Raw genomic sequence first — 13,812 nt, 5'->3', positions numbered from 1 at the left:
GCCTGCGAACCGCGAATCTGCCGCTTTCTGCCTCACCTATCTCGTAAACCTCACTTCGAGCCCGAACTCCCTGCGCTTCTCGCGCCACGTGGCCGCGATGTCGTAGCAGTGGTGATGGTTCGTCACCGAGAGATCCAGGTCATCCAGGACGCCGGCGTCCACGTCGTAGCTGGATCCCAATTCCACCGTCCACGAAGGCGCGAGCCGCACAGCGAGCTCCACGGTCACTTGGTTGAGCGCGCCTACGGCGTCAAAGGTGAACGGGCTTGCGCCCGACACCACCCTTCGCGTGTATTCCAGACCGGCGACGACGCGCGGCACATCGATGCCGAACGCTTCGAGGCTCCCGAACCGACCTTCGAGGTTGACTGCGGCCATCAGCGACCCGGCACTGTCTCCCGTCTCGTACCAGGCCCGCCTGGCCGATCCGGTCAACGTCAGAGTCGCATCTGCGTTCTTTGCGAACGTGAGGCTCAGAGGCCGCGATGTCACGGAGAGTGCGGCGTAAGTGCGACTGGACCGGGCGCCGCGCGCGGGCTCCTCGAACCGTCCCACGCCTGCGCTCAACGTCAAGCGCGCTCCCGAACCCGGGATCGTCACGGGGCCCAGGGACGCATCTACGGCTGGAAACGAGTATACCGGGCCTGTGCTGGGAAGGTCTTTGCGCGCAGCGGCCTTCAGGACAAGAGGCCCCAACTTCCCGGTGAGTTGCGCGCCTCCCTGCAACCCGGCGTCGTGCGCCGTGCCGGAGCGGTATCGAGCGTCAGCTGCGAAAGACATCTGAGAGAAGGGATCAATCCTGCACATGGCCGACCCGTACGGCCCCTCCCATGAGCGCAGGCCTCCCGTGACCTCCGCGCTCACCCCTGGCGCCGGGCCAGCTTGAGCACGCGCCTCGAGCTGGATGCCCCGCGCCCGCGAAGCGTAAGCTCCATCCCAGCGGATGGTAAGACCCTCGCGCGAGCGGTCCAGGTAACTCATACCGGCCACAAAGCCGCTTTGAGGGTCGTACGAGAGCCTCGGGACGGGATAGCCTTCGCCCTCGACCCATCCCACCCTCTCCCCGCGAAGCGGAATGCTGAGCCTGGGCACGACCAGCACCGGTACTCGTTCCAGCCACAGCACGGGCCAGTCCGCCACGATCCTTCGATCCGGATATATCACGAGCCTTCGCGAGGTCACTCGGTAGCACGGTTCCTCCAGGTCGCACCCGGTCGCGTGGGCGCCGGCAAGCGCAAACTCGCCGGGAGCGAGATCCATCTCCCTCCCTCTCACGAACGCGCCCGGGACGGACACCCTCGGCTCGATCACGCGCCCGGTGGCTGACGCGACATCATATGCAAACTCGCTGCAACTCGTGGTGGACGAGCCGCGACGGACGAGGACGTTCCCGCGCGCCAGGAGCTCTCCGGCGTCCACGTCCACGCTGAGATAGTCGGCGGATACGGAGATCTCTCGATGCGTCGCCCGCACGCTGCCGCGCGCCTCCACGATCGTGCCGTGGCTGCCGTAGCGATACTCGGTGACATCCGCCTCAATGACGATAGGCTCCTCGTCAGCGGACCGGTCGGGCAGAGCCACCGAGCTCGAATCGGCCAGGTCTACCCGCTGACCGCCCGCGTCGGGGCTGCTCTCGCCCATCACCTGTTCGTCTTGCGCAGCACCAGCCGCGTCCGCAGCCCAGACGCCGGCGAGAGCGACGGCGACGAGAGCGACAAGGATGGCTGTCGTGAGGACGCGCGCGCACCGCCCCGTCCCCGCCCGCGCCGCAGCGTGGGCTCCTTGTGTCCCATGCCAGGAAATACTCACTTCACTCCCGAAAGAGGCCCCTCGAACAAGCTCGGGGGGCCTTGCTCACGTATTGAATCCGATCACAGCTGACCACAGCCGAAGGCTTTTCGACTGCCGGCGGACGTCGCCCAGCCCGGCCTATGACGGAAAGCACGCCGGGCAACTGAGGAGTCGCGGTCTTCGCCTCTTCCTCCTACTTGCTACTTGCCGGGCTTCACCTTTACCGTCGGCGCGTCCTTGGCAAGCTCCACGGCTGTGTCCACGGGGAGCGTCATGCCCAAGACCTTCGTGTCGGCGCCCACAGCAACGTAGAACTCGGTGCCGTCGGGAATGTTGACGTCCTTGCCCTGAACGAAGAAGGCTCCGAGCGCCCCGACCGGCCCGAACACGATGAACCCCGCCAGGCCTGCGCCGATGGCCAGCTGCATGGACTCGTTCAGCTGCTGAGTGCTCTCGTCAAAGGCAAGCGGGACCGCCACACCGTCGAGGGTGCGCACGTCCTTGAGTTCCAGCGTTATCTTGCCGTCCTTCCCCAGCCTCCCCGCCGGAGACACGTCCGTTACCATCCCATACCCGCGCGTTCCCTTCGGGATGACGAGCTCGTTCCCGACAACGACGTCGCGGGCAACCTCGATGTCAACCTTCTGCCCCTTCTGCGTGACGCTGGAATCCAATCTCCCGATGAGCCTGATCCTGACGGGCTGGCCTGCCGGAAGCGTCGTATCCTTCGTCCTGAGCGTGCCTTCGGGCAGGCACAGCGCGGCCAGATGATCCGCTCGAACCACGATGGAGCCTTGACTCGGCGCACCGAGGAGCATCGTCTCCAGCCGGTCCAGCTTGGTCACGGCCGGCTCCGACGTCACGCGTCTCTGGACGAACCACTCGACCGCTGTGAGCTTGTACGCCACCGAAGGTCCCACCCCCGGCCCGCCCCCGCCGACCCTACGCAGCCTGGCGATCCGGTCTATCACCGACCCTTCCTGGGGTTTGCCGAGAAGCTCGCTCTCCAACCTGGCCACACGGTCCACGATCGCTCCGGTGAGCTCCCTGCCGTACAGAGCCGCCTCGATCTCCGCAAGGCTCTTCAGGAGCGTGGGCTGCTGCTCCTGGGCAAAGGCGGCAAAGGCCGGGACGAGCGACGAAGCGGTGAAAATGGCTGATAGCGCTATTGCCGCCACAACTCTCCTGATACGTCTCTTGCTGCGTGCGAACACGCGAAGTAACCCCCTTTCCCTCTTTCACAAGCCGACCCCGGGCCCACCCCAACGCCTCCCGAAGCCCCGCCGTCAAGCGAGTCTTCGCAGGACTCCCGCAGGACTCCTCTAGAACCTTATCGTCAGCTCGGCCGTGGCGACATTCGTGCGATGTGACCCTGGTGACATGGTCTCGGGATCTAGATCCTGGAAGTCAATGAGCCTGTAGCCGAGCACAATCGAGGTCGTGCCAGAGAATGTGTAGCCCACGCCGAAGCTCGCGGTGGTCTTGCGCGCATCCAGTGAGAGACCCGGCAGCGTGTAGTCGCCGAACACCCCCGCCGCCTTCAAGCCGGAATCGCGTGTCTCATCATCGGGAGAGGACCCGCTCCATTCGATGCCCTTCGGCACGAGGTCGGTGATACGCGAATACGTGTACCCTGCCTTGATGAAGGCCGAATCCGACAGGGCAAACTTGTAGTCTATCCCTAGCAGCGTCGTCGCCCTGGCTTTGGTTTCGCTGTCTTCGTCAGGCCCTTTGTCCCCCTTGACCAGCTCATAACTGGCACGGAAGATGGCGAGCTGGCTCAAAGCATACTTCAGGTCGAGACGCGCGACGACATCGTCCCCTTCGGCGGGCGCGATGCCACCGGGAACAGGCGGGCCGCCCAGCGAGAGCTCGGCCTTCGCCCCTTCGTCCAAGGGTATGCTGACTGCCTGCTTCTGGCCTCCACCTTCCTGAGCCCCCGGCGTCTGAGACACGGGCTCGAGCGCGGAGGGCGCGCCCGCTTCACTGTCCCCGAGGAGCTCGGACAGCCTCTTGCCGCCGGCAAACGCTTGGCGCCCCGCCTCTCCTGGGATAGCCAAGAGCGCCGCGTTCATGCCTGGGTCCAGACGCAGCCGAAGCGACGGCCACGCTTGGGATGTGTCGATTTGCCGCGGTGTGCCCGGAATCACTCCAAGAAGAGTCTGGGACAGCGCACTCGTCTTGGGTTCCCCATCCAAAACGAGCGCAGCGTCGGCGTCCGTGTTTCCCGCGCCACCCGCCGCCTCGGGTCCGGCGGAGACGCCCAAGTCAACAACTGAAATCGGAGCAACACCGCCAGCCCTGATGGAAGACGCACGCGTCCCGTCCTTATCGTCCGCATTCTTCATGACCCCGGAAGGAACGTACGCGCCCGTCCCAGCCACCAAGGCGAGCTCTGTCGCGAACTCCTCCTGCAGCCGTGCCAGCATGTCGCGTTGCTGCCCGGTCAAGGCCTCCCCCGCCGACGCCTCCCCTGACTTGATACGATCGCAGAGGCGCGCCACCGCCCAGGCCATCTCGTACCTTGTGACGACGCGGCCCCCGCCGAACGCGTCGGCGGAGTAGCCCTCCACGAGCCCCAAACGAGCAAACTGGGCGATGGCCTCATAGGACCAGTGACCCTGCGGCACGTCGCCGAAGGGATTGGTGGCGGCGTGCGCCGTCAAGACGGCGGAGGTGGCGAGGCACACTAAAATCGCGGCGAACACCGACCGGGCGCGACGCACGCCACGGGTCAGCCCGCGAACGCGGACACCTCTGCAGAGAGTGCTTCTCCTCTCGGCTCTTGTATGCGTACTCGCTGCGTTCATCGTAGGCCACCACACCTTAGCCATGCCCCCCGCGGGCCCCGCCTGCTCGAACCTCGCCGCCGCGGGAGACTGGCCGCCAGGGCCTTGGTTTGCCCCAACCTGCTCTGACCCAGCCTGCCTTAATAAGTATTCTATGACCTCAGATGAAATCCCTCCCGAAGTCCTACTTTTCAACCGGATGGAAAAACCTCTCGGCAAGGATGACTGCGACGTAGTCATCGAAAGGTTCACCTGGCGTTCGCATGGTCAGGGGAACGAGCCTTCCGAGGCCGCGGACCGGGTGATCCTTCAGGTACCGTCTGCGTCCCTCCATGCTGCTCTCGTGCTCGTCGATGAAGACCACGTAAGGGGCGCCCGCCCCGGCTTCATGGAATGCGGCGCGGATCGCCTGGGCAAGCGATCTCGAGCCCGTGCGATCGCCGAGCACGATCGTCTCCACGCCATAGGCGCTGGCAAGGAGTCTGACCCGCTCTGCCGCCTCTTCCCTCGGGATTATGCCCTTCGCCAGCACAGTGCCGTCAGCTTTCACCACAGCCATGCCGCATTTGTCGCGCCCTGGATCCACTGCTATCACCGCTTCAGGGACGCCGCGGACGTCCTCTTCGCCATGGCGGTTCCGCCCGTCCATGTCCACACCCCACATGACGTAGTCTTGCCCCACTCTGGATTCTACCAGGATTGGAGGTGGATGAGAACGACCTTCCCGCGAAATCCCCCAAAGGATGACGGGGCCGCGTCACCCGCACGACCGTCCCAGGACGCTGAGAAGCGTAGCACGAGAGCCTTCGGAGCCCGGGACTTGAGGCTAGCCTCGGCGTGAACCTCGTCCGAGAGTACGAACGGTCCCCGGAGAACGCAAAACCCCGGGGGAGGTGACTCCCCCGGGGCAGCGCATCGCGTCTGACTAGAAGGAGACCTTCAGCGAGCCGGTGATTATGCGCGCCGTGTAGTCCATGGTGGTGTCCGCACCAGCGGCATCGGACCTCACGATCTCGTAGCCCAACTTGAGCGTGGTGTTGGTCGCGATGTTGTAGGTGTACGTCACGTCCGCCAGGATGTTCGTGAGCGGCGCATACTCGTACTGGTCCGTCGGGTTCTCCCACCTGTCGAGCTTGTAGAGCCCGGCGTTCGCCTCGACGCTCGCCTTGGGCGTGAGCTGCGAGACTACGCCAGCCTTCAGGATGTTCTTCGTGTACGGCTTGTATTCGCCGAGGATGTCCGTCTTCAGCTCGTAGCCGTAGCTGCCGGTCACCTTCGTCCCCTCGGCGACCGGGAACTCAGCGGCCGCGCCGAACTTCAGCACGCTGGTGTTGGAGTCAACGATGTCGTCGTCGAAGCCGAGGGCGAGCTTGTCGTCCATCTTGCTCCAGTTGTAGCCGCCGGTCAGCTTGAGGTTCGGCGTCATGGCGTAGTCCAGCGCAAGGTCGAGGACGCTCTCGGTGTAGTACGGCTCGGCGACGCCACCGCTCGCCTTGAGGGTAGCCCCGGTGAGTTTGTACTCAGCCGTGGCCGGGCCGAGCTCGGCCTTCACGCCGCCGACCACCTTGAACACGCTGTCACCGGCCGTGAACTCGTCGTCGAGCACGTATGCCTTGTTCTCCAGGTCCACGCTGGGCGTCACGGTCATGGCGCCGAGGGCCATCTTGTACTCCGCGCCCGCGCTGATGGTGCTGATCTTCTCGACGTCCCAGTCGGCCGTCGCGTCCGCGTCGCCCGTGACCTCGTACCCGCCCTTGAGCGTGAGGTTGCCGAGCGGAAGCGTGCCGCTGACGCTCACGGTCTTGAAGTTGTTGCCTATTCCGTCGTCCGTCGTGTCTATGTCCACGAACGCGGGAGCGAAGGTGTCCTCGATTCGCTCGTAGTTCGCGGCGAGCTCGAGCGCCCCGAGCTTCCCGGTGGCCCCCAGCTTCGCGGCGGTGCCGGTCTGGATCTGGGTCTCACCCTCGAACTTAGTGTTCTTCGCGAACTCGCCGGACACTGTCCAACCGGGGGCTAGACCGAAGCTGCCCGCGACTCCGATCACGGTGTCCTTCGCCGGGTCCTCCACGACCGGGTCACCGTCGTCGATCAGCGCGGACTGCAGGTCCTCGAACTGCGACACGTACGCCACGCTGAGCTTCAGGTTGTCGGTGAGAGCCACCTTGCCCTCGCCGGCGCACACGTAATAGGCATACTCCGAAACCGCGGGCACCTTCAGGAACAACGCCGTCCCGGAAACCTTCCCGAAGGACGCCTCGGCGATGACGCCCTCGTACAGCGGGTCGCCGTCGTCCTCGAGGAGCGCGCCGGACATCGTGTAAGGAGTGAACGCGCCCTCCGGCAGCAGGATGCCGCCTGCGTACAGGCGCGCCAGGATCCCGGGAGTGGTCACCTCGAGGGACAGGTTGCTCAACGCGAAGTCGGTTTCGTCGTCATCGCCGTATATCTTCTTCACGGTGCCCACGCCGATGCCCACGACCACGCCGTCGGCCGGCCGCGCCGTCAGGGTCAGGTCCAGCTTGTGCTCGAAGGTGGAGGTGGGCTCGTAGACGCCGTCTGAGTGGTCATCTTCATCATCGAAATCGAAGATGTCGTTCGGGTCGACCCACGCCTTGTTGCTGTCGTCGCCGGATCCAAACTCGGCGTAGATGTCCACGTCCTCGAGCACGACCTCGCTCGACCCGCTTATCGTGACCTTCTCGTGGCCCGCGACATGCTGGTCGAACTTGGCGGCGAGCGCCGCGAGCCCTTCGCTCCCCGCGCCGATCTTCTGCTCGAGATCGGCGATCTTCGCGTTGACCAGGGCGAGCTGCTCTTCGAGAGCAACCACCCTGACGCCGAGAGCCGTGAGCTCCAGATTGAACTCAGCCTTCAAAGCGTCGATGAGGGCGATGAGCTCCTTCGCCTTGGCCTCTATCTTCGCGTTGAGCTCGCTATCGCCCGCCGCTATCTTCTGCTCGAGCTGCGCCTTGAGCTCAGCTTTCAGGGCTTCGAGTTGATCCGCGAGATCCGCATCGCCCGCGGCGATCTTGCTCTCGAGCTCAAGGGCTTTCACGCTGAACTCGCCCTCCAGTAGAGCGATGGCGCCGTCGAGCTCAACCAGCTTCGCGTTGGCTTCGTCGGCCTTCTTGTCGACCTCGTCGACCTTGCCGGAGACCGCGTCAACCGCGCCCTCCACGTTCGCGACCCTGCCTTCGATGCCGGCAACCCTCGCCGCAAGGGCGTCGAGCTCCTCCGTCTTCAGTTTCTCGACTATGGTGTGCTCGACTACCTTCTCAATGACCGGCTTCTCAACGGTCACGGTCTCCTTCTCGATGATCTTCTCGGTCGGCGCAGGGGCCGGAGCCGGAGCAGGCGCGGGCGCCGGTGCAGGCGTCAACCCTGCCTTGGCGGCCTCTATCTCCGCCTTTATCTGCGCGTCGAGGGAGACCAGCAGCCTGGCGATGACCATGGCCATCTGATACCTGGTCATCGGCTGCGCGCCCTTGAAGGTCCCGTCGGGGAAGCCCTCAACGAGCCCGTACGCAGCGAGCTGCTTCACGGCCTCGTATGCCCAGTGATTCTCAGGCACGTCCGAAAACGGACCGGCCGCCGTCGGAACCGCCAGCGCCAGCACGAGTATCGCTGCCAGCGCAATGGGCATATACCTTCTCATCACGATATACCCCCTTGGTTTTAGTCGTCTTCAGGGCGATGTGCCTCGCCCCGCGGGCTCGGCGGAGAGTAGCCTCGTTCCCTCGTCCACTGAGGCCCGCGACGCCCGGCGCACGCCCCTGTCTCTATCCCTCATCGGCCTTCGTGGGAAACCTCAGGTTCTCACCTCCTCTCGCCCACTGCCGCACGGGATAAACGTGGCTAGAACACCAGTATCGGCCTCGTCTTGATGTATTCTCCATTGTGACAAGAATTCCTTCAATTGGTCGGAAGTTTCTTGGCCGTCTCGCAGGTGTTTCGAGGAATCATTCGTCAGGTCATCCTCATTCTCCTTTTCGAAGCTGAACATGGTTATCCTGCCACGTTGGTGCCAAGACAATGCGCCCACCATCAAGTGTCTTCCAGTCTACGTCTCGGATCGCCCGCCCTTGCTCAGGACGTCGACTCGACGCCACTAAACTATATGTGAAAGCGCCCCGGGATCGTCTTCCCGGGGCGCTGCGAGCATTCTTCTTGAGGTATGCCGGCTTTGATGGAAGTCTCGGTACACGCGAGACCGCGGGCCGGGAGGGCATCCCAGCCCGCGGTCTCCTCTGGCAAGAGCGTTCCGCTGGCAAGAGCGTTCCGCGGGGCTAGCGTGACTTACACGGCTAGCCGGCTCCTGTTTCCAAAGCTCAGAGCTTCCTGCAGAAGTCTCTGATTCCTCGTCAGATCCGGAACGGTCTTGCAGCTCCAGCCTAGAACCTCACGACCAGCGACGCCGTGGCGGCGTTCGACCTGAAGTTCTGGGCCGGATCGTCCTTGGCGGTGTACGACGCTACCTTGTAGCCGAGCTCGAGATCGGTGTTCTGCGCGATGTGGTGCGCGAGGCCGACCTCCCCGGTGAGCAGGCGCCCGTCAACGCCGGGGTCCTGCACCGCTCCGGATGCCAATCCGACCTCTCCGGTCAGCTTCGTGTTGGGTGTCAGCTGGCTCTCGACTCCGGCTTTGGCCGTGGTCTTGACTCCAGCCACTTCGGCGCTGTCCTCGGTCCACGGCGTCGCTTCGCTATAGTCGACGCGTTTGTACTCCCAGGACCCGGTGACCTTCGTCACCGTAGTGAGGTTGAAGCCAAGGTCCACGCCGGCTGTCTTCACGGAGTAGTCCTCGTCAACCTCCGCGCTCCTGGGATCCTGGGCGTCCATCCTGTAGGACTTGTACCCCGCTCTCACCGCTATCTGAGGCGCTAGGTTGTGCGAGAAGTCGAGGTCCAGGACCCTTTCGGAGGACACGGGCGCGTTCGCGCCGGTGTCGCGCACGTCGGTGGCCGCGTACTCAACCGAAAGCGGAGCGTACTTCGCGGAGATGGACCGGTTGATCTCGAGCGAGTCGATTATCGGGTTCTCCTGAGCGCTGTCCCTGTGCGTAAACGCCAGGTTCGCGCCAGCCACGACGTCAGCGCCGAGGAGATTCCTCGCGAACTCCGCTCCGACCGCCTTCGTCGCCACGACGTCACGGCCGTTCTCGCCCGCCTCAGGCACCCAGTCCGCGTTGCCTGTCTTCTCATACCCGCCTTTCAGGGTGAGCTCGCCGCCAAGCATGGCAAGCGGCAAGCTGGCCTCGACGGATAGCGTCTTCACGTTGTCGTCGATCCCACGATCCTTATCGGAGTCGTGCGGCACTTCCACGAACTCCGGACGGTAACCGGCCTCGATCCTCTTGTAAGCCGCACCGACGTCAATCGGGCCGATGCGCCCGTCGAGGCTCATGTCGGTCGCGTTGTGCTGCGACCCGGCCTCGTCGGTGTGCCTCGCGAACTCGGCGGAAATACCCCATCCGGGCGCGAGGGCTATTCTCGCGTTCACAGCTGCCACGCTGTCCTTGCTCGCCTCGGCCGGCCCGTTCGCCAACGACTTGTCGTCGTCGAACGCAGTCACGTACGTCGCTCCGACTATGAGGTTATCGGAAAGGGACAGCTTCGCGTCGACGGCCGCAGCGTATCTGGCGTACGACTCGCTGCCCTCCGTGGTGTCCGGAGCCTTCAGCCTCCAAACCAGCCCCGTGGCGTTCATCCGGTCGTACGCGACCTCGGCGAGAGCGCCTTCGTACAGCGGCACCCCGTCTCCGTCGCGGAGCATGTGGCCCTGCAGGGTCAGGTTCGTGAAAGTCCCGGCAGGTTCAGCCACAGCGCCCACGCGCAAGTGCCGCAGCACGCCCGGGGTCGCGATGTCCAGATAGAGACCGTTATCCTTGATCTGGAACGTGTTATTGTCCCAACCGCCCCCGAGGATGTTCGTCATGGCCGCGAGCCCCGCCTCGACCAGGACCTCGTCCGCGACGTTGGCCGTGAGCTTCAAGTTCAGCTGGTGCTCGAACTCGCTCGTCGGGACGAACACGTAGTCGGCGCTGGACGCGTTCTCGAGAGCGTCGTTGTTCTCGGGATTGAACGGATCGAGCCAGGGAGTCCCCGTGCCGTGGACGTCGACGTCCTCGAAAGTTACACGGCTGTCGCCGGAGATGCGGACCTTATCGTGCCCGGCGATGTGGCCCTCCAACTTCGAAGTGGCTTGAGCGAGCTTCGAGCGGAGTTCCGCCGTGGCTTGGTCTACGTTCTCGAGTCTGGAGTTGGCGGCTGCGAGCTGCTCCTCCAGAGCAGTCACTCGCACACCGAGCACGCTCAACTCCTGGCTGAACTCGGCTTTGAGAGCTTCGATGATGGCTATGGCCTCGGCCACCCGCGCGTCGAGGGTCGCCTGGTCCACGCTTCCTTCCTTCTCGATTATGTGTTGCTCGATGATCTTCTCGATGATGGGCTTCTCTACTATGACCCGCTCTATGACCTTCTCGGCCGGCGCGGCGGGAGCCTGTTCCGAAACGGGCTGCCCCGCGGGCGCTTGCGCCTGGCCTTGCGCCTCAGCCCGTGCATCCTCGTCCGCCCGGGCCTCCGCCTCCGCCTGCGCCTCGGCGGCTTCATGTGCCTTCACGGCCTCTTCCGCGGCCCTCCTTGCCTCCTCGACCGCACCCTGTACAGCCTGTTCCGCCGCAAGCCTCGCTGCCTCCTCGGCAGCAACCTTCGCGGCCTGCTCGGCTGCTTGCCTCGCCGCCTGCCCCGCCTGCGCCGCTGCCTCGGCCGCGGCAACCTTCGCCGCCTCCTCAGCCGCGGCCTTGGACGCGTCGGCGGCCTGCGTCTTGGCCTCGTCGATGGCCTTCATCAATTCCTCTCGCTGCTGCGCATCGGAAATGGCCGCTTCATCCTTGGCCTGCTGGACGGCATCCCTGATCTGCGCGTCCAGGTCTGAAAGCATTCGCGCGACCACCATGGCCATCTGGTATCTGGTCATGCCTTCAGCGCCTTTGAACGTCCCATCCGGGAATCCCTCCACTATGCCCGAGGCCGCAAGCTGCTTCACGGCTTCGTACGCCCAGTGGCTCTCGGGAACGTCGGTGAAGGGACTGGCCATGACGGGCAGCGCAAGCGTGAACGCCATAACGACCGCCATGACCGCTGCCAAGTGTCTTCTCATCATCGTCCAATACCCCCTTGAGTTCACGTGAAGAAGGCCCTTCCCGAAACACAAGGTGGCTTGGGCGATGAGAGCATCCTCGTTTCCTCTCACCCCTTGTGCTCCCTGCGATCGGGGCTATGGGCCCTTTTGCCGCCGCCTGACGCTCGGACACTGATGGGGGCACCTCCTTTCCCGCCCGGATTGCCGACGGCGCAAAAGCCTGCGATCATTGCTGCGAATGTTGCTACGGTAAACGCATGAAGCGCCGCGGCGCCAGCCGCGGCCTTACGCGAGCTCCTGGAGTCAACGTTGAGTCGAGCCACCGCAGCTCATGCGCTTGGGATTGTGAGTTCTCTGTAGGTTTACATAATCCTGCCCGTGCGAGCTATACCTGCCCGTGTGGGTTAGTGGGAGCCGAGACAAGTTCGGGGGATGCAGGGATCCGTTGGACGCGGTGGGACTTGTGAGGAAGGCGGTGGTCCACGCCCTTCAGGGCATCTCGGCTTTCAGGGCATCTCAAGGCAAACGGATGCGGTCCGACGATCCCGACCCGTGACCCGTGGGGCCCGAGACGGCTCGTGCCCCGTCCAGAGCGAGCCCGCCTCGGGATTCATCGGACCACTTGGAAGGACACTTTCAGCGGGGGCTTCGTGTTCCACGTGTCCTGCGCCGCAACGGCAAGGACACGCACCTTGCGGCCGGCCTCCACGATCTTGGAGGCGGCGGCGTTGAATTCGGAGAGAGGCGCCTCTCCCACTCTCCCTTCGGAGTCCGTGACCATCCCTCGCCGGGTCGCCTCGTCGTTCGCCGCCATTAGCAGGGTCATCAGATCGTCCTGAACCCTGTTCGCCCCGAGCGACCCGTCTATCTCTCGTTCCGCCACGACCTGGCCTTGCTTGAAGATGAGCTTGTTCTCGAAGAACTGCAAGTAAGCGTACACCGGTTGCCCGACGAAAGCATTGGTCGCGGACACCAGCCTGACCACTACGGGCCCTTTCGCGCCGGCTATCCTCTGCGCGGTGTTCTCGAGGTTATCCGTGAAGAATATGATGGCCTCGTTCTCGCTTCCCTCGATCTTGGCCTTCCTCCCAAGAGCCAGCTTGTCGGCCTTCTGCAGGAAGGCGGCAACTTCTCGCCGTATTTCCTCGATGGGTCTCGAGCCTTCTATGACGGTGGCGAGGATGATCTCGTCGGCCCGGTACGTAATGTCGGAAAGCTGCAGGCCCTCCAGGTACTGGGACATCCCCTGCAGGTACGAATACAGGACGTTCGCACCCTGCGTGAGGTCTCGAATGCGCGTCTCCAGCGCCCGGCTCTCGTCCTCCAGCTTCTGCTTCTCGTCATCCAGCCGCGAGATGGTCCGCTTGAGTTCCTTCTCCGTGTCCTGGAGGGCGACGATGCGCCGGTTGGCCTCCCCGAGCTTCTCCTGGGCCTCCGTGTAGCTAGCTTTCGTCTCGTTGAGCTGGGTTTTCATGTCCTGGTACTGCTTCTGCAATCTCCCCAGCTCGCTCTGAACCTGGGTAAGGTCGCTCTCCGCCTTGACCCGCTCCCTTTTCACCTGCTCCAATTCGGCGGCAAGCGTCTCGTTCCTCGCCGTGAGGATCTCGTATTCCTTTGCTTTGGTCTTGGCGGCCGCCGACAACTTGTCTATCTCGCCCGTTAGCGTCTCTATCTGCCCCTGGAGCTCGCCCACTCTCTGTTCCTTCGCTGCCAGCTCTTGCTGCTGCGTTGAAAGGCGTGTCACGGCCGACGCCAGCTCCTGCCTGGTGGTAGCGAGCGCAGCCTGGATCTCATGCATGTCGAAGAGGGCGGTCCTGACGTCTTTGGACACTATGCTCATGACGATGAGGGATGTGGTGGACACGACTATCCCCGTTATGACGGTGACGATCATCGAGGTGTGCCTCGGTCGCAGGCCGAATATGCTGAGCCTCCTGCGTCCCACCTTCATGCCGATGCGGTCGCCTATGAAGGCGATGACCCCGCCCACCACTATCAGCATAAGCACGAGCGTAAGACCGTACACTGTATACCTCCTAGGCGGTCACGGGGCAAACCCTCGTACGTCCTCCAGCTTGCCCCCTCCACAGCCG

At 64.0% G+C, this 13,812-nt stretch carries 7 protein-coding genes; all 7 read right to left on the bottom strand.

Annotated features, from left to right (window positions below; translation table 11 throughout):
- Window positions 1-36 precede the first annotated feature (36 nt).
- The gene (locus NUW12_00355) at window positions 37-1,809 is read right to left on the bottom strand and encodes a DUF3769 domain-containing protein (protein MCR4401226.1); all 1,773 of its coding nucleotides are present in this window, start codon (window positions 1,807-1,809) and stop codon (window positions 37-39) included.
- A gap of 182 nt (window positions 1,810-1,991) precedes the next feature.
- Window positions 1,992-3,005, bottom strand: a complete 1,014-nt coding sequence (locus tag NUW12_00350) for a TrbI/VirB10 family protein (GenBank protein MCR4401225.1) — start codon at window positions 3,003-3,005, stop codon at window positions 1,992-1,994.
- Window positions 3,006-3,113: 108 nt separating this feature from the next.
- Entirely contained in the window at window positions 3,114-4,775 is a 1,662-nt protein-coding gene (locus NUW12_00345; GenBank protein ID MCR4401224.1) for an S-layer homology domain-containing protein, read from the bottom strand.
- Window positions 4,765-5,262 carry a pre-16S rRNA-processing nuclease YqgF gene (locus NUW12_00340; GenBank protein MCR4401223.1) on the bottom strand — a complete coding sequence of 166 codons (498 nt, stop codon included), beginning with the start codon at window positions 5,260-5,262 and terminating at the stop codon, window positions 4,765-4,767. Before NUW12_00340 ends, NUW12_00345 begins: the two co-directional genes overlap by 11 nt.
- Before the next feature lie 243 nt (window positions 5,263-5,505).
- On the bottom strand, window positions 5,506-8,235 hold the full coding sequence (locus tag NUW12_00335) for an S-layer homology domain-containing protein (protein MCR4401222.1): 2,730 nt from the start codon (window positions 8,233-8,235) through the stop codon (window positions 5,506-5,508).
- 736 nt (window positions 8,236-8,971) lie between these two features.
- Window positions 8,972-11,830: an S-layer homology domain-containing protein gene (locus tag NUW12_00330; protein MCR4401221.1), complete on the bottom strand. Its 2,859-nt coding sequence runs from the start codon at window positions 11,828-11,830 to the stop codon at window positions 8,972-8,974.
- A 499-nt stretch (window positions 11,831-12,329) separates the two neighbouring features.
- Window positions 12,330-13,745, bottom strand: coding sequence for a DUF3084 domain-containing protein (locus tag NUW12_00325; GenBank protein MCR4401220.1), 1,416 nt, complete (start codon window positions 13,743-13,745; stop codon window positions 12,330-12,332).
- Between the last annotated feature and the right edge of the window lie 67 nt (window positions 13,746-13,812).

The organism is Bacillota bacterium (assembly GCA_024653485.1).
Lineage (GTDB): Bacteria > Bacillota > SHA-98 > UBA4971 > UBA4971 > UBA6256.
The sequence above is the reverse complement of the archived record's forward strand: the minus strand, read 5'-3'. Positions and strand labels throughout refer to the sequence as shown.

Bases quoted from the DNA above. Each gene is read 5' to 3' on its own strand.
- NUW12_00335 (MCR4401222.1), bottom strand. From the start codon at position 8,235: ATGAGAAGGTATATGCCCATTGCGCTGGCAGCGATACTCGTGCTGGCG.